At 45.2% G+C, this 18,333-nt stretch carries 9 protein-coding genes; 6 read left to right on the top strand and 3 right to left on the bottom strand.

Annotation, left to right across the window (positions count from 1 at the left end; all coding sequences use genetic code 11):
* Positions 1-270: 270 nt before the first annotated feature.
* Together AC5JPO_RS02695 and AC5JPO_RS02690 are read left to right on the top strand one after the other, a co-directional pair.
* Positions 271-2,295 carry a hypothetical protein gene (locus AC5JPO_RS02695; protein ID WP_493851763.1) on the top strand — a complete coding sequence of 675 codons (2,025 nt, stop codon included), beginning with the start codon at positions 271-273 and terminating at the stop codon, positions 2,293-2,295.
* 55 nt (positions 2,296-2,350) lie between these two features.
* Positions 2,351-3,940 (top strand): hypothetical protein, encoded by a 1,590-nt coding sequence (locus AC5JPO_RS02690; RefSeq protein ID WP_493851764.1) that lies wholly within the window; start codon positions 2,351-2,353, stop codon positions 3,938-3,940.
* A 150-nt stretch (positions 3,941-4,090) separates the two neighbouring features.
* On the opposite strand, the gene AC5JPO_RS02685 is transcribed toward AC5JPO_RS02690, so the two are convergent.
* Positions 4,091-4,603 carry a Spy/CpxP family protein refolding chaperone gene (locus tag AC5JPO_RS02685; protein ID WP_493851765.1) on the bottom strand — a complete coding sequence of 171 codons (513 nt, stop codon included), beginning with the start codon at positions 4,601-4,603 and terminating at the stop codon, positions 4,091-4,093.
* Between the two features lie 247 nt (positions 4,604-4,850).
* On the opposite strand from AC5JPO_RS02685, the gene AC5JPO_RS02680 reads away from it, so the two are divergent.
* The 4 genes from AC5JPO_RS02680 to AC5JPO_RS02665 all read left to right on the top strand — a co-directional run bounded on the left by AC5JPO_RS02680 (position 4,851) and on the right by AC5JPO_RS02665 (position 15,829).
* Complete coding sequence (locus tag AC5JPO_RS02680) at positions 4,851-5,537, top strand: response regulator transcription factor (RefSeq protein ID WP_443524028.1); 687 nt, start codon at positions 4,851-4,853, stop codon at positions 5,535-5,537.
* Positions 5,537-7,180: a sensor histidine kinase gene (locus AC5JPO_RS02675; protein ID WP_493851766.1), complete on the top strand. Its 1,644-nt coding sequence runs from the start codon at positions 5,537-5,539 to the stop codon at positions 7,178-7,180. The genes AC5JPO_RS02680 and AC5JPO_RS02675 overlap by 1 nt, the downstream gene beginning before the upstream one ends.
* A 411-nt stretch (positions 7,181-7,591) precedes the next feature.
* Positions 7,592-14,386, top strand: a complete 6,795-nt coding sequence (locus tag AC5JPO_RS02670; RefSeq protein ID WP_493851767.1) for an ESPR-type extended signal peptide-containing protein — start codon at positions 7,592-7,594, stop codon at positions 14,384-14,386.
* A gap of 270 nt (positions 14,387-14,656) precedes the next feature.
* The gene (locus tag AC5JPO_RS02665; protein WP_493851768.1) at positions 14,657-15,829 is read left to right on the top strand and encodes a TonB family protein; all 1,173 of its coding nucleotides are present in this window, start codon (positions 14,657-14,659) and stop codon (positions 15,827-15,829) included.
* Here AC5JPO_RS02665 and AC5JPO_RS02660 read toward each other — a convergent pair.
* Positions 15,826-16,971, bottom strand: a complete 1,146-nt coding sequence (locus AC5JPO_RS02660) for a HupE/UreJ family protein (RefSeq protein WP_493851769.1) — start codon at positions 16,969-16,971, stop codon at positions 15,826-15,828. The genes AC5JPO_RS02665 and AC5JPO_RS02660 overlap by 4 nt on opposite strands.
* Positions 16,968-18,272: a tetratricopeptide repeat protein gene (locus tag AC5JPO_RS02655; protein WP_493851770.1), complete on the bottom strand. Its 1,305-nt coding sequence runs from the start codon at positions 18,270-18,272 to the stop codon at positions 16,968-16,970. Before AC5JPO_RS02655 ends, AC5JPO_RS02660 begins: the two co-directional genes overlap by 4 nt.
* Positions 18,273-18,333: the final 61 nt, after the last annotated feature.

Here is an 18,333-nt window from a genome sequence, read left to right as displayed (position 1 = left end):
TAGCGAAAATAACGAATAGTAGAAAGTTGTTTATTAGCTTCTACAATGAGGTGTTGATACAAGATGAGCAACTCTGTCAGTAATTTCAGTTGTTTTCATTCAAGCACGACCTAGCATAATTGCCTCGTTGTATAGAGGAGATTACTTCTCATTGAAGTTTTCCTTTAAAAAATATACGCTACGCTTACTAAACTGTAACGTCTTGTGATATAAATAACAGTACTACTGTACACTCATTATTGATGAGTCTATCTATAAAAAGAGACTGCTATGCCATTACGTCATTTGAACACCTGCAATCAACAGCGTTTTACTGAGGCTGCACCTACCTGTTTTTCTAATACTAAGCGCCATAATGATCGTTTATATCAAACCTGCAAACTGACTTCTATCGCACTGTTAGTGAGTAGTGCATCGCTTGTGCTCGCAGGTTGTCAATCTGCATCTCTTATATCATCGAATACAGGGTCGACCAGCACACTGATAGACTTTAGCAGTGCAGATACCGCGCAGAGTCAACGCCAAGGACGCGCCTTTACAGCCAGTCAAGACGCTCAGGCCGAGCATTACGCGCAATTGTTTGATCAAGAAAAATACCCTAGTACTGAGAACCAAGCCAAGACGCATTTACTAGCTGCGATTCGTCAGCACTTAGCGACAGAGCATGTGGCCGTCGCCCAAGCGAACTATCAGTCAGTACCGTTCATCGATGCAGACAGTATCGATGCAGGATCAACCAGCTTGCTCAGAACGATCATAGAAACCTATGCCTATCAGCCTGAAGGGATGGCCGATGAATATCAGCCTTATAGCGATGATTATGACGATTCATTGCAGTCTGACTATTACAAAGACAAATACGGTGAGAGTGATCCTGCCGAGGTAGAAAGAAAAGCCATTGCCGCGATATTGGCCGAAGCCGGTGAAAATGAACCAGTAGGTGATCCCAACGCTGACAATAAGTATGGCTATGATAAAGACGGTTATGGCAGCGATGACTACTATAGCAGTGACAACTATGAGGACTATGACTACTATGGCAGTGGCGCAGGAGGTGCGCTCTCAGGTATGTCAAGGTTAAACCCAAAGACAATGGCTGCAAAATATGAAGCCATGCAATTGGCAAAACAGCAGGCTAAGACAGAGGCATCAGCTGATGATAAGCCCTCGATGTCTTCTACTGGGTTGATTGGTAATATACTGACCATGTTCCACCGTACGCCAGAACAAATCGCCGCAACTAACGCCTATCAGTATCAGAACTTGACGTTCAATAGCGTCAGCCAATACAACCCCAAGCAGCGAAAATTACAAAGTGTCTATAGCTACGATTACGCCACACCAACGATCAGCTCATCTATACAGGTTCCTCTCGCATTTGATTTTAATAACAGCAAGGTCACAGTCGACCCATCGGCCATTATGCCACTTGTCGCCATAGTCAATCCTGAAAACACCCCTTTACCTGAACAAATGGCTGCACATACGGTAAGTTTTGGTTTACCTGAAAGTATTACCGCTCAGCTGCCACCAGCAGTACTGTATGACGCCGTGCTCAACGCTATACAACAAAGCATGGCAGAATTGGCACCTGAGCATTTTAGCGCGGTAGATATTGATGGTGATGCATTTGCCAAAGAAGTCGGCGCGACCCGCGTAGTAAAAGTCTATTTTGGTAGTCAGCAAAGCGGTGAGATGATTGGTAAAGTGCTAAAGTATGTGACGCAGTCGCTACAAGCGCATGTCGATGCCAATCCAAAACAATACCCTGATGGCGCTATGCTAAAGACTGCACTTGCCAAAGCGCAGCTGTACAACAAAGGCTATCAAAGTGCTGATGTGGGCTCACTGTTGCAGCTCATCGAAGCTATTGGCCCCATCTCATTTAATCAAATCAATTACTACTACTTAGACAGCTCAGATCGCCTACTTGCCAAGCAGCAGCGTGTCAATATTGGTAGCGATTTTATGGGCTCTACGACGACTATGCTCAGTCAAATACGTTATGACAAAACCAGCTTTAATCGTCATGCATTAACGCCATTATTAGTGGAATCGTTTGGTCCAAAAGCAGCCGCTCCTATCGATGGTAATGCATGGATAGCCGCACAGCGTGAGAAAAAAGACAGACTACAGCTGGCACGCTATGCCCGTTATGACTATCAGAATGGTGAGCTAGAGAATTATTATAATAGTGATGACTATAACAGTGGTGACTATGAGCGTAACTATGGCGAAGAGGCCATCGAGCAGAGCCGTACTGACAACGGCGAAGATGATACAGATAATAAATAACGACTCAGCTGCATTATCTCACTGCATTTACGCTCATATCTATTAGGAATAAATAATGAAAACAATATATAAAACCATCACTCTACGTTTGCCATCTATGATGAAAGCCAATCATTTATTGACCAGTGCCTGTCTATCAGGGGCACTACTACTAACAGGTTGCCAAGCAACTAATATCAGTCAACCAAATACGGCAGCTAAGCCATTACCTAGTACTGCAAAAAAGACATTGGCAAATGCGTTGCAAAAACAGCGCCGTCAATCATTTAGCTACCATAGCAACCTTGAAATAAGTAATGGAATCAGCAATAACCGACCGTTGACTGCTACAGAGCGCCGACACATGGCTGAAGCAGACTATGTGGATCAACACTGTGAGGAGGCGCATGACCAAACGTATGCAGCGCTAATACTGCAGGCAGAAAAACAAAACAAAGAAGTTCTAGCGACTGATTACGATGCTGAGCGTGATAAAATCAAGCAGTCGTACGTCGAATGCGTAAAGGCTTACAATGCTTGGAACGATCATCATTATGATAGCACTATCAAGGTTGCACCAGAGTATCAGGCGCTATTCGATGATTATGAGGACAAACCAAAACCACTAGATAACAAAAAAGCGCAATTGCTTGATGAGTATTTGCTACAACCATTATCTATCGATGCGCAAGGAATCTACCAACCACTCGCGGGTAAGACGACAATGCTCGCCAGCGCCCAGTATCAGGCGCGCAACCACCATAGTAGTATCAATCAGCCTATTTACGTTGATTTAAAAAACGGTGATATTTATCTATGGGCAGATAACCTTGCGCTGATCAACTCTGAGCTGTTAGACGATAAGCTTGGAGAAAAATGGCGTAACAAATGGCTAAAAATAGCCATCGATGATGGTACATTGCCCAAAGGGTTTGGTCGTGCGGTAATAAAAAGCCACTTTGCCGCGTTAGATATGACTTATGATGCAGCCCCAGTTGGTCAGTTTGATTATGTCGCGCCCAACACACTTACGTCGGTATCCCCGAAGCTACCTGCCCATCAGCTATCAGCAATGTTGCCAAGCGAATCCATTATTCGCCGAGTACAGAGTTTTGATGATTATCGTGACGATTATAAGAGTTATATGCAGATTTTCTATGATCGTATCAGCAAGCAATATCCAGAACTCATTGAAGAAGCGGCGCCTATGACAGCCTTTGAGACGATTCAAAACCCACAGGCATTCACTAGCAAAGCGATGGTACAAAAAATACTAGCGATGATAAAAGAACAAATGAACGATGACGTATCAGAGGCGCAAGCAGCTGCCCACACAGAGGTACAAGAGCTATATGGTTTTGATAAAAAGGGTCAGCTCAAATGGCAGCATGTCCATCGCAAGCTTGATATCGACAACGCCTCTGATAAAAGCAATCATATGATGATAGACGTGTTGCAGCAGTACGCTGCTATCAATACCAAAAATATGGCGTTCCCAAATCTACCACGTGATGTTCAGTCGCCGAATACAAGCAATAGTATCGATCTTAGAGAATACGCGCCAGAGTTACTGCAATATTACCGTGATGGTAATGGCACGGTAGTGGGTAAGATGATATTTAACATGCTACCGATGGCCAAAGAGCGTCTTAGTTCGATTGATTAATGCGTAAGACCAGTCGTTGATGAGCAGAAAGATTTTCAATAAAAAAGCGCACCGTTTGTACGATGCGCTTTTTTGTTCATATAGTGATGGGTACTATGTCGATAAGCAATACAAAGACAAATTAGTACCGATCAGTACAGGGGTAACCGCTTACATACCTGGACGTTGCTCATCATGACCTTTACGGTCTTTTGAGTGCTTGCGTCCTTTTTCTTGTCTTTCTGATTTCATTTGTTCCATTTTTGCACGCTGTTCAGCCGTTAGGACTTGAGAGATAGCATGCTGAGTTTGTACACGCTCGATAAAACGTTGTTTGGTTTTGGCAGCTTGTTGATCAGCCAAGCGGTTTAGCGCAGCGTTATTTAGCGTACTTGCGTTGGTCAAAGCTTGTATTTGCTGATCCATCTGCGCGCGCTCTGCTTGATGCTGTGCACGATCAGCAGTACGATCGCCACGCTTTTCTTGCATGATGGCTTTGATTTGGGCTTGCTGTGTGACCGTTAGATCCAGCTTTGACATTGGACCTTTCATAGCGCCATTTTTATGTTTCTGTTGCATTTGAGTCGCGGGTGTTGTATCGGTGGTTGCATTAACACTAGTACAGGCGGTCACGGTAAACACGCTAGAAGCTGCTAATACTGAACCTAATAATAATTTTTTCATGATGAGATCCTTTATGAAGTTGAGTGTGGTTTAGTAGACACTAAAATCTTATCTTGCGAGCATCCTTTTCCAGACTGCGGCACTCGCTGCTGATAGGAGCTATATTACGACAGTTGAAGGTTACGAACATTTATGAAGTATTAAGAAAGGTAACGTTTATAGCGAACTGATACGCGCATGCCTGATAATATGGGTAACCGGACCAATGAAAGCCAATTGAAATCATCAAAAGTAAAAGGAGAGGCGTATGCCAAATATACTGATAGGTGATGATGACGAAGAGTTAACTCAGTTATTACAAGAGTATTTGTACAATCATGGCATCCATTGTGACTGTGTTCACGATGGCGCTGCGGTTATACAGCGATTAAAAGCGGTGGCGCACGACGATGCTGCCTACGATTTACTCGTGCTCGATATCATGATGCCCAAAATAGATGGGCTGAGCGTATTGCGTCAACTGCCAAGTATCAGTGATATTCCTGTGATTATGCTGACGGCAAAGGGGGAGGAGATCGATCGTATTATTGGCTTGGAGTTAGGCGCTGATGATTATATCACCAAGCCCTGTAACCCGCGCGAACTGCTGGCACGTATCAATGCGGTGATCAAACGAACCAATACCACCACATCTGAGCATACACCGCTACCAGAGAGTCGCTTATATCTCGACCAAAACCAGCGTGTCTGCGAGATAGACGGCGTGGCGTTACAAGTGACTGGAACGGAGTTTGACTTGCTTGTGGCACTACTTAAGCAAAAAGGAGAAGTGGTAAGTAAGGCATGGTTATCAGAGAATGTCTTGCAACGTGAGTTGCAGCCTTTTGACCGTAGCCTCGATGTGCATGTGTCTCGTTTGCGCAAAAAATTACAGCCTTTTCATGACGAACCAATTAAAGCGGTGCGTGGAAAAGGCTATCAACTGGTGCTCTAATGACAAACTCATCAATAAAAGCGCCCCAGCAGGACACTAACAAAAACGCTCAAAAGTCACCCAAGCTAAAGGTGCGTGTGACGCTGTTTTGGCGTTTGTTTTTGAGCTTATTGCTGACGATCCTGATTACCTCTATTTTATCCATTGTGGTCGAGCGCTGGTTGGCCGAAAAGGAGCTGACTGCTCGGATGGATGTCCAAATTGAGAGCCTATTAATTAAACGTCAAGAGATGGCTGCAGCACTACGAGTAGGCGATTTGACCACGGTCACGCAGATGTATCGTCAGGACAGACGGCTGATGAATCAAATCAGAGTCTACGACGAGCAGGGCGCTATTATATTCCCGCGATATCGAGACCGAGAGGATCGAACACAAGAGCGGCTACAGAACGGTCAGCAGTCAGTTGAGCGTGCTATACCACCGATGCCGCAGCCCAGAATGGACAACAACGATAGACCAAGAAATTATAATGACGAGGTACCAAAAAAACCGCCAACGGTCTTGCATGAGATTTTGAAGCCATTAACCTCGAGTAGTGCTGCAATTGCAGAGATAGATGCTCGTCCTGAGCTGGCCGATATCTCGGTTGAGCTACCCGATGGACAGTCAGTTATCATACAGCTGCGCCCGCACTTGCGTTTCTCAGATGTCGTTGCGTTGCAACACGGCAATTTTCCTATACGTCTGCTCTTGATTATCGTTTTTAGTGTGTTGATCTGTGTATGGCTTAGCCGTACATTGATCCAGCGTATCGGGCGTGTACAAAGCACGGTTCACCGTATGATTGATGGGGATTATCAAGCCAATCCAGCATTGTCAAAAATGGGTGATGATGAGCTTGGGTTACTGGCCAAAGACGTGGCGCATTTGTCGACGAGACTGGCTGAGAGTGAGCTAGCGCGCAAACAAATGCTAAGCGACATCTCTCATGAGCTACGCTCACCACTTGCACGACTTGATGTGGCAACTGAGCTGACTCGCGACTTTGCCCCTAATGCCAATCGCTATCTTGACCGTATTGACAAAGAGTCCACGCGGATGAATGAGCTGATTGAGCAAATCATTCATATTCAATCACTACAAATGCAGCAATATACGATCGACAATCTAGAAAGTGACGCCGTCGATTTGACTGAAATCATCAGTGATATCGGACAAGATGTGTGTTTTGAGTTTCAGCATAAAGAGGTTTACTGGCAGTGGCAGCCACCTGAAGGTTTGATGTCTACGGGTACAAAAAACGCAAAAGATGCTTGGACAATACAGGGCAATCAGGAGCAATTGCATAGCGCGCTCGAAAACATCATCCGCAATGCTTTTATGCATACTGCTGCAGGTTCGACAGTCATTGCTGAGATGAAAGCAGTTCAGACAGATGATGGTCGATCTGCCATTCAAATCAGCGTAAAAGATGAAGGCGGCGGTATAGCGGATAAAGACCTAGAACGTATCTTTCAGCCATTTGTGCGGTTAGACTCTGCGCGTCATCGTGATACTGGGGGGTATGGGTTGGGATTGGCTATCGTTCACGCTGTTGTGATGGCGCACAAAGGCTCTATCACGGCCTACAACCGACAGGATGGTATCAAAGGATTGATAGTACAAATCGTTTTGCCTATGAAAGAGAAAATAAAGTATTAAAAAGCAGCTTAAATGAATCGTTTTCGCTCATGCATATATGTAGTGTACATAAGTCCATAACCTGTATGAGATTATGGACTTATGTTTATAAAGAAGCATCGTCTTGACAAATACACTCAATAATAAAAGTCTGTTATATTCACTAATATGAATATAAAAGACAAACGGTATTAAATAACGGACGAACGGTATTGTCTCTCTCTATATATTCGGTAATACTAATATATAAGAGAGTGATACATAACTTACAAAACGAAACGTCTTACTTCTTAAACCTTAATATCAGTAATACTTAAAAAGGCTTTACTACCGCACACATAACTCGTCTTATTTTGTCATATCGACTCTCTTGCAAGATGGATTTTATCTCTGATTTTTTAAATCTGACAAATCTGTAAGGGAGTACATATCATGAACCGCATCTATAAAGTCATCTGGAATGAAGCCCTAAATTGCTTTACCGCAGTCGGTGAGTATGCAAAAGGGCATGGCAAATCTTCCAAATCTAGTGTCAGTGCTAACACAACCATCAGCACGACATCTCGTTCATCTACTATCAATACACTACGCCTGAGTGCCATAGCACTTGGGCTCATAACGGCTGGATTCGGCATGCAGGCAAGCGCTGTAGGCACAGAAAATCACCATAATGGTAACTATAGTCACAGTCATGGTAGTCATGGTGTCCATAGCCACACCGCTGGTAACAACAGCCATAACAATTCAGGTCAAGGCAACCCCGGAAGTTCAATAGCACTAAAATTTGAAGGCGATAATGCTACAACTATTACACGCAGTAATGGTGAGACGCTCAATATTTTGGGCGGTGCAACAGGAGCGCTAACGAATGGCAACATCGGGGTCTTTGGTATAGGTGATACTTTGACCGTTAAACTAGCAGAAGATTTGACGGGTTTGGAAAGTACTACCTTTAACAGCGGTATTGTTATTTCATCCACTGGTATCAATGCTGGTAATAAGAAAATAACCAATGTAGATAATGGGCTGGTTAGTGCTAGTAGTAAAGAGGCGGTCAATGGCTCACAACTGCATAGTTTAACCAATACCGTCGCCGCTCACAAAACCAAGTACTATAGTGTCAATTCAACTGCCTCTGGCAATGCCAATAACGATGGCGCAACCGGACCCAATGCTATGGCAATGGGTGGTAATGCTAGTGCTACTGGCGGGCAAGCTATTGCTATTGGTAGCGGTCAAAGCGGTCAGAACACCGTAGCGAGTGGACAACAGTCTATCGCCATCGGTGCAAACGTCGTGTCAACAGGGCATTCTTCTATCGCCATTGGCGGCGATGATCTAGATGATGCCTCAAAAGCCAATATCGATGGGACCTCAGTATCCACAATCAATGGCGGCGATGTCAATACTACTTTCTTCTCCTATACAGGACGTGATTTGGTTGAGACGCCGCGCTATAAGGTAAACACCGAGTCAGGTGGTGCCGCCTCTATAGCTATTGGGGCAAAGTCGTTATCTGAAGGTGCACTATCTACCGCTGTTGGCGTACAGTCCTCTTCATCTGGTGTTGCGTCTTCTGCCTTTGGTATCGGCGCCTCAGCAAGCGAAAAAGGAGCAGTCGCACTAGGTGCAGGTTCAGTGGCTAATGTTGCAGGCGGTGTGGTAGGTTACATCCCAACAGGCGTAAGTACAGCAGATACGATGGCAATCAAAAACACTAAAAGTAATGCAAATTCTGGTGCAGTCTCGATCGGTAGTGCCAACGGCACTCGTCAGATTGTAAATGTTGCAGCAGGTAGTCAAGACAGTGATGCAGTGAACGTATCTCAGCTAAAAGCGTTAGATGCTGTCGTTGCTGACATTGATTTTCCTATCCGCTCTAGCAATGCACAGCCATACACCACATCAGTAACAGGTACTGATGCTCTGGCCGTTGGCTCTAATGCCAATGCAGACGGTAGTAGCTCAACCGTTATTGGAGAAAATGCGTTTGGAAAAGGAAATGCGACCGTCATTGGTGAAGGTGCACGATCTTCATTCAATGGCTTCGCGGGTGGTCAAGATGCAAAAGCAGGTGTTAATTCAGTTGCGATAGGTCAACGAGCCACAAATGGAAATGCAAGTCGTGCAGTTGCAATAGGCTATGAAGCAAAAGCAACTGCCCAAGACACCGTTGCACTTGGTCTTGGTGCGCAAGCTCAGGCTGTAGGCGGCGTTGCACTAGGTAAAGGTTCTAGTGCCAATGCTCTAAACAGCGTGTCTTTAGGTCAAAACTCTATTGCTGCAGTACAAAGTGGTGCTTCATTTTTAACCAACGTTGCTGCTGATGCCAATAACGGCACAGTCTCAGTGGGCGCTGTTGGAAGCGAACGTCGTATCATCAATGTGGCAGGTGGCTCAGCAGACACTGATGCAGTGAATGTATCTCAGTTAAAAGCGGTTGCAGACATTGCAAATGAAGGCTGGGACATTAGCGCACAAGGTAACAGTACTACCGCAAGTACGGTAGAACCTGGCGACGCAGTGGACTTCAATAGTAAGAATAGCAACATCACTGTCTCCAAAACCGCAAACAGTAATGGTGTCTCGTTCGAGCTTAATAACAACCTAGACCTAGGCAATAACGGTAGCGTGGAAATGGGATCAAATGTTCCCTTTGGATTTGGTAGCACTACGACACTTGATCGCTCTGGTCTGACAACAGGCAACTCGTACTTTAGTACAACGGTAGATGGCTTAGGGGTCAAAACAGGTAGTGTACTAGCTAGTACGACAGTCAATGGTGCAGGAGTATTTGTAAATGGTCCATTGGGTATTCCTAGTACTGCTTTAACTGGGAATGGCTTAACCATTATCGGTGGCCCAAGCGTAACAAGGTCTGGTGGTATCAACGCCGGAAATAAAAAGATTGTAAATGTTGACGATGGTGAGAGTCCAAATGACGCCGTCAATGTCAGCCAGCTCAACAGCTCATCTGCTGCTGCTAGAACCAAAGTGGTCAAAGGCACTAATGTGGCCAGTGTGGACTTTTCAACTGACAGTAATACAGGCCAAGACGTTTACACCGTCAATGCTAATGGTACCAAAGTATCAGAAGGATCGTCAGCAGTAAAAGTAAGCAATACTACTGATGGCAATAACTTGACTGACTACGCCGTTGACTTAAGCGATGACAGTAAAGCCAGTTTGGGTAAAGCGGATAGCGCGTTACAAACTGTCGTCACCCAAATCGATGGTAACGAGGTTAAAACCCTGAACCAAGCGGACAATACTGCCAACTTCTTAGCCGGTAAGAACATCGTTCTCACCGATAAGAATGGTGATATCGAAGTTGCAACAGCCGCTGTAGTTGACTTCACTAGCGTCACTACAGGAGACACCTTACTCAATACAGGTGGTGTGAGCTTCTTAGGTGGCAGCAGCGTCAGACTGAGCAGTACCGGTCTTAATAATGGTGGTAACAGAATCACTGAGGTGGGTGATGCTATTGAGTTAGATGACGCAGTCAACCTCAGTCAGCTAAACAGTGTCACAGAAACAGCCAGTAGAGGCTGGGACATTAGTGCACAAGGTAACAGTACTACCGCAAGTACGGTAGAGCCTGGCGACTCAGTAGACTTCAATAGTAAGAATAGCAACATCACTGTATCTAAAACCGCAAACAGCAATGATGTCTCGTTCGAGCTTAATGACAATCTTGATCTAGGCAACAACGGTAGCGTTAGTACAGGTAATATCTTTGGTGGTACTCAAGTTAATCGCTTGGGTATGGTCACAGGTGGCCTAGCTATGGGCGGGGTGACAACGGTTAGCGGGCTTGGCGTGAAAGTAATAGGTACAAATCCACTATCTAAGGCAACGTTGACCAGTGATGGTCTAAGTATGTTCAATGGCCCGAGTATCACGAAAAGTGGCGGTGTCGATGCGGCTCACAAAAAAGTTGTGAATGTGGATAATGGTGATGTCACGGCGACGAGTAAAGATGCTATTAATGGCAGCCAGCTGTTTGATACAAACAAAGAAGTTGCTAAAGGCATCAAATTCAACGTTGATGGTATAGAAAGAACTTATGCCCTTGGTCAGACAATTGGGGTGACAACTGACGACAACATTGACGTGACAGCGACTGCAGACGGTGCCAAATTTGGCTTAGCCAACGTTATCAATATCGGTATGGCTAATCCTGTGCAAATCGACGGTATAGCAGGGACTATCTCAGGTTTGACCAACACAACTTTTGATCCAAACACTGCTTACACTGGTGGTCAGGCGGCTACCCAAGAGCAATTGAATGATCTGAACGACGGTATCAATACTGCGGTCAAAAAAGGTCTGAACTTCGACGGTGATACGGGTATGCCCGTTAACCGTCAACTCGGTGAAAAGCTAACGATAAAAGGTGGTGCAACCACGGCATTATCGGACAATAATATTGGCGTAAATGCTGATGGTAGTGATACCCTAAATATCAAACTAGCTAAAGACTTAACCGGCCTTACCAGCGTAACCACAGGAGATACCTCACTCAATACAGGTGGTGTGAGCTTCTTGGGTGGTAGCACCGTCAGGCTCAGCAATACCGGTCTGGATAATGGTGGCAATCAAATCACCAACGTCGCAAGCGGAGTAGGTGATGAGTTCAATGCCGCAAACATCGGTGATGTGAATCGTGCATCGAGCGCTGCTAGAACCAAAGTGGTGAAAGGCACCAATGTCGCCAGTGTGGACTTTTCAACTGACAGCAATACAGGTCAAGATGTCTACACCGTCAATGCTAATGGCGTCAGCGCTTCAGCTGGATCTGCTGCAGTCACCGTCACAGCGGGTGAAACAGACGAGATGACCAACATCACTGATTATGCCGTTGACTTGAGCGATGACAGTAAAGCCAGTTTGGGTAAAGCGGATAGTGCGCTACAAACGGTGGTCACCCAAATCGATGGTGACGAGGTCAAAACCCTGAACCAAGCGGACAATACTGCTAACTTCCTCACAGGCGACAACATCGTTCTGAGTGCCGAGGATGGTGGTATTAGAGTCGCTACAAAAGATGACGTCACCTTCACTAGTGTCAGTTTCACTGACAGTACAGTTCGTTTGAGTAATGAAGGACTGGGTAATGGCGGTAACAGAATCACTGAGGTAGCCGATGGTGATGAAGATACGGACGCTGTCAATGTTAGACAGTTAAATGCAACCAACAGTACAGTTGACTTGGGACTGAACTTCACAGGAGATGACACCGAAGTCACTGTCAATCGTAAATTAGGACAAACCTTAACGATTAAGGGAGGTGCAACAGCGCTAACTGATAATAACATCGGTGTGGTCGCTGATGAAGATGGTAACCTAAACGTTAAGTTGGCTGAAGATGTGAGACTTGGTCGAAACGGCAGTGTGAGAATGGAAAGCACTGTACTTAACAATGCAGGTGTGACCATCACTGATGGTCCTAACGAAACCATTACCTTAAGCAACGAGGGTCTTGATAACGGTAATAATAGAATCATTAAAGTTGATAAGGGGATTGCACCAACTGATGCCGTAAACTTTGCACAGCTCACTATGACCAATGATGAAATCGCCAAAGGTATCAGGATTGGTGATGGCAATAGTGATAACGATCAGCAGTTTGCATTAGGCGATACGATCAATGTCACAGGTGATAGCAATATAACCACTACTGCTTCTGCGACTGGTGTTGCAGTCCAGCTCAACAACCAGTTAGATCTTGGTAATGATGGTAGTGTGCAAATAGGCAATAGCATCATGAATAACGCAGGCTTTACTTTCATTGATAGTGGTCTGGGCAGAACGGTCACACTCAGCAGTCGTGGTCTGGACAATGGCGGCAACCCTATCAGCAATGTTGGTAGAGGAGAGCTAAACTCTGATGCTGTAAACGTTGGGCAATTGAGAGAAGTGACCATTGCCTTGGATCGAGGTTGGGATATCACCGCTCAAGGTGATATTGCGACTCAGGTAAGACAAGGAGATGCAATCGACCTAAATAGTAGAGATGGTAATATCAAAGTATCTAGAACGTTAGTCAATGATACGGCCACCTTGGATGCTAGCACAGGTTTACGTGCAGCAGCTGTACCTGGCAATCCTAATGACATCAGTTTTGATCTAAATCCAGATATTACCTTGGACAGTGTCACTACTGGTGATACCACCATCAGTGATAATGGACTGACCATAACTGATGGTCCAAGCATCACGAAAAGTGGTATTGATGCTGCTAATAACAAAGTCACCAATGTTCAAAATGGTGAGGTTTCAGCGACCAGTCAGGATGCGATCAACGGTAGCCAGCTCTACACCCAAGGAGTTGGTATCAGTAGCATCATTGGCGGCGGTACTGTCTACAATGCTGAGAGTGGCACCTTCACTAATAGCGATATCGGTGGAACAGGTCAGAGCAATATAGACGGTGCCATTGCTTCTATTAGACAAGGGACGATTGAGATCAACGAAAGTGTGCAAGTGAATACCACAAGTATAGCTACTAACTCGACCAGTATTGCCACCAATACGACGAATATTGCTAATAACACCAGCAATATCACAACCAATACTACCAACATTGAGACCAACACAGATAGACTCGATGCAGGACTTAGCTTTGGTGCAGACAGTGGCGATGACATCAATAAATCAATCGGAGACAGCAGTGTCCTAAGCTTCACAGGTGGCAGTAACATCACCACCACAGCAGAGGGCAGTAGCATTAAGTTTGATCTGAATGGTAATATCAGCGTTGATAGTGTCACAGCTGGGACGACAGTTATTAATAGTAATGGTATCAGTATGCAAGATGGACCGAGTATGACAGCCCAAGGTCTATATGCTGGCAATCAGCGCATGACTGGAGTCGCTGATGGTGTCGAGGCAACAGATGCCGTCAACTATAGTCAGCTGAGTGCGCTCGATAGTAGACTAGGTCGCAATATGAGCGATCTTGGCTATAAGATCGATGAAGTAGAAGATGATGCCAATGCAGGTATATCGGCTGCGATGGCCATGTCTTCACTACCTCAAGCCTATATCTCAGGTAAGTCACTGATCGGCGGCGGTATCGGTACGTACAATGGAGAAAGTGCCGTAGCGATTGGTTTCTCTAAGCTATCTAACGATGGTCGCTGGGTTATCAAAGTGAACGGAACAGCAGATACCCAAGGCAACGTAGGCGGCGCAGTGGGTGCAGGTTTCCATTTTGACTAAAAGGTTTCGGATTATGATGCTTAGTAACCTATAAAAAGCAAGATATTAGATATCTTGCTTTTTTTGTGGCTGATGGATAGGTGTTTAAACCAACGATGGCATAACGATTCTGCTATTAGCTGTTATTGGTTGTTATATTGGTGTTTCTTGCTCAGTCTGCTACGTCTTGTCAGCTGAGTTTATTGAAAATGCAAGAGAATGGGCAGTAGATCTCGCACGCTTTTTTATTTATCAAATCATCAAACAAATCCATATACAGGGTTGTTTTTAATGCGTATTCTATTAGCTATGATGATACCAAACCCATTTGCCCGTCCTATCACTGCTTGGATCACTGTGTTCGTTATTTTACTGCACGGGGTTACGGTGTGGGCAATGGTATCTATGGACAGTCCACCACCGCTGACAGACACTAGCAGCGCCAATGCTATAGAGGTGGAGTTTATTACACTGTCTTCACAGCCCAAAAAACCGCCACAGCCCAAAGAGTCAATCAGTACGGACATGCAACCTAAAACAGCGACGACAAAGCCTGCACAGCCTAATGCGCCTACTATGCAGTCGCCTTCAATAGAGCGACAACCTATTGAAACCATATCAACAGAAGCGCTAGCGCCTACTCAGCCATTGTCAGTTGCAAAAACACCCGAAACCTCTGAGACTGAAACTTTAGAGGTTGAGTCCTCTATGCCTAAATCCTCGACACCTGAACCTTTCATACATCATATACAGCAACAGCAACAGCAACAAAACAAAAATATACTGTCATCAGAAGAATCAGCCAAAAAAAATATGCCGCCTGATACATCATCATCGGTAGCAAACCTCACGATAGTAGAGTCCAAAAAAGTAGCGAAGACCTCTAAGCAAGCAAACCAAGCAGAAGCCGAAGAAGAGGATTATCTGTCCTATATGATTCGTGCTGTGACAGAGAAATACAATAGGGAACAAGCCGTACAGAAGCAGGCAGCAGCCAAACGAGCCAATAGAAAACGCAACGAACAGGCGCAGTGGCAAGAACAAGCAGCTAACGAAACGGTCAGAAAAATGCTAGCGCTGGCTGCTGCTCAAGCTGAAGAACAAACTATGGATCGATCGGCATCAGACAATGATGCTAGTCAGGCAATTGACGAGACTGTTTTTTTGGCAGAGTATGGCAGCTGGATTGAGGGACAGGAACCTATTACTAGTATTCCATCGCTAGTATGGCGTAGTGTCGATAGGGAGTTGGGTGACGTCTTTATTGTAATGCTTGAGCTACACGTCGACACAGCGGGCAGTATTACCGAAGTGCAGTTACTTGAATCGTCGGGCAGTCCTATCATCGATGCCATAGCAACGACCCAAGTAAGAGCAGGGCAACTCAATCCAATACAACAAAATGACGTAGCAGTCGATGCTATCGTACCGATGTCATTGGTCTATGAGCGAGCGAAGCGCTAAAAGGCCCGCTCAAAAAACCACCATAGCGCCACCAAAATACCAATCAATGATCCTATATAAAACACACCCCATTTATAGAACTGCGTGTGACGTAGTAATAGTGCTATCGGAAAGACCACAGCGATAAATACTAGCTGTCCCAATTCGATACCAATATTGAAGCTCAATAGCGCCAATACGCGTGCGCTTGTGGCAAGTGGTAAATCGACCAGTACATTGGCAAAACCAAAACCGTGAATGAGTCCAAAAAAGAAAGCCAAATAAACAGCTCGAACGCGTAGCATCGGTACCAAATTATTTAGCGCAGCAAACGCAATAGACAGCGCGATGACAGACTCAATAAAGCGCGCAGGAATACTAACGATTTGTAATGCTGCTAAGCTCAATGTGATGGAGTGGGCAAGCGTAAAAGATGTGGCGATCCAAAAAACTTCGATTAACGCCGCTTTTGGGTTGGAGACAGCTACCAACTGTTTTTGTTGACGTATGTATACGGCAGGAATGAGGAGTATGAACAAAAACAGCAAATGGTCCAAACCGATTAGCAAATGGTGTATGCCACTTTTTAGGAAGTTTGTTACTATTGCCATCCAACCAGAATCTGCTTCTGTGCCCAATGGGCTTTGTCCGACCGTCAGTACTTGCAAGGGTGTGTCAGTGTTCGCTTGTGTCAATATTAAGCGATGATTGGCATCAATACCTGCCAATATCTGATAATCAAGACTATCGATTGGCTGATCACAGTTCAATGAAAAACGAGTATATAAGTAATTAAAACCGCCACGAGTGTTGACAGCTAATGGTGCAAAACGTGCTACTTGACATGCTTGCGCTGCGTGAGCCAATGTTACTTTAGAGGTTATAAGCTGCTCTATGAGCGGCGTCTGTGACGTCACTTCTGCCCAGCTCACTTGATTATCAGAGTTTGCATCGATATCTATTAATAATGCCAAATCGCGTAGTGATAGCTCATAGGTAGCATCGTATATAATATCAGTCGTGCTGTCAGCATCCTCAAGTGCGAGATTTAGGTAGGCGGTACTAGACTCATGCGCTTGTGCTAGGGTGCAGGTCAGCATGAGCAGTAATACAGTCAAATAGCGGTACGTATGATGCCAAATAAGTCTACAAAGAATGGTCATAAAGTCTCATCCTTAGGCTCAACTGGTATCCATGTATACGCTTTGGTACTCACTTGGTTACTGTGAACTTGGTTGCCGTGAACGTGGTCATTGTGAACAGAAGCGTTTGCCGCTTGTAGGCTTGATTGTCGTTCACTTGCAGCTTGGCAATGTAGACAATCGCTTATGTTGCCCTCACGTAGAGCACGCTCTAATGCAGGATATTCAAACTGCGTATCGGCCATAAACTCGCGTATCAGTTCGATATCTTTTTGGCTGTCAGCTTTTATCGCTGCGGTAGCGTACAGTACGATGTCTGCCGTTTCGCGCTGCTGTTGCCAATTTTCTTTTGCCAGTTGTAGGGCTGAGTCCACTTGATTGGCAAGTAGCGCATAGGTGGCCTGTTCGCGCATATGGGCATCTTCTTGACGTATTTGCCAGACGTTAATGCGCTCTTTCATTAATGCTAAATTTTGCTTGGCTTTTGGGTCATTGAGCGCCATTTGAGCAGTAATCAGACGTAGTAGCAGGGCATCTTTTTCGGTATGCGTCTTTAGCAGCTCACGGACTTTTTTGTATTCACCAATACTGAGTAGCCAATCAGCGCGCGCCATAAGTGCAGGTACGGTCTGATCATCTATCGCATCAAATACTTGAGTGGCAAGCACTGTATCGTGGCTACGTAATGCAGCGTCAGCTTGAATCAGATACACCCAGCGCGCTGTCGAAGCGTCCAGACCAGGTGCAATAGTGGCTAGACCATTGAGCGTTGTTTTTGCAGTGTCAAGCTCTCCTGTCATGGTTTGTATCTGAGCGGCACATGCCAGCTCATAGACACGCAGGTCAGGATCGTCAAGTTTTTTACAGTAGCGCATCGCTTCTGTAAATTGCCCTTGTACAAGCAGTAATGAAGAAAGCGTCAGCAGAGCATCTGGATGAGCGGGTTCTTGATTTAGTATTTGCTGCAACGTCTGTTTTGCTTCAGCGAATTTGTGATCCGATTGGAATGCTCGCGCCTGTAGCATCAAAGCATCTATACTGTTGTCTGTACTCTGGTCTAATTGCGCACGTGCTTGCCCGAGTGCCCTTGGGTCACCTTGTAAATAAGCACGCTCGAGCAATTGACTGGTCTGATTAAGGTTGCTTTCTTGTTTGTCAGAGGCAAAGTCAGCTGAGCTTAGGTAGCGAGGTGGCGGCGAGTTTTCTGGTAGAGTGGCGAGAATTTGTTGATCGTCCGTGGGAATAAATGGGGCAGCATAAACCGCTTGGCTACCGACAAATACTAAAAACAGTAATTTGACAAGTGTCTTAATCCAATGCATAGAAATTACCTTGGCTCAATATATAAAGAAACACCTAATCAGTAGGCTGATTAGGTGCTGG

Source organism: Psychrobacter sp. H25 (assembly GCF_059076335.1).
This window is presented reverse-complemented; position numbering and strand designations above follow the sequence as displayed.

Bases quoted from the DNA above. Each gene is read 5' to 3' on its own strand.
- AC5JPO_RS02695 (WP_493851763.1), top strand. From the start codon at position 271: ATGCCATTACGTCATTTGAACACCTGCAATCAACAGCGTTTTACTGAG.
- AC5JPO_RS02690 (WP_493851764.1), top strand. From the start codon at position 2,351: ATGAAAACAATATATAAAACCATCACTCTACGTTTGCCATCTATGATG.
- AC5JPO_RS02685 (WP_493851765.1), bottom strand. From the start codon at position 4,603: ATGAAAAAATTATTATTAGGTTCAGTATTAGCAGCTTCTAGCGTGTTT.
- AC5JPO_RS02680 (WP_443524028.1), top strand. From the start codon at position 4,851: ATGCCAAATATACTGATAGGTGATGATGACGAAGAGTTAACTCAGTTA.
- AC5JPO_RS02675 (WP_493851766.1), top strand. From the start codon at position 5,537: ATGACAAACTCATCAATAAAAGCGCCCCAGCAGGACACTAACAAAAAC.
- AC5JPO_RS02670 (WP_493851767.1), top strand. From the start codon at position 7,592: ATGAACCGCATCTATAAAGTCATCTGGAATGAAGCCCTAAATTGCTTT.
- AC5JPO_RS02665 (WP_493851768.1), top strand. From the start codon at position 14,657: ATGCGTATTCTATTAGCTATGATGATACCAAACCCATTTGCCCGTCCT.
- AC5JPO_RS02660 (WP_493851769.1), bottom strand. From the start codon at position 16,971: ATGACCATTCTTTGTAGACTTATTTGGCATCATACGTACCGCTATTTG.
- AC5JPO_RS02655 (WP_493851770.1), bottom strand. From the start codon at position 18,272: ATGCATTGGATTAAGACACTTGTCAAATTACTGTTTTTAGTATTTGTC.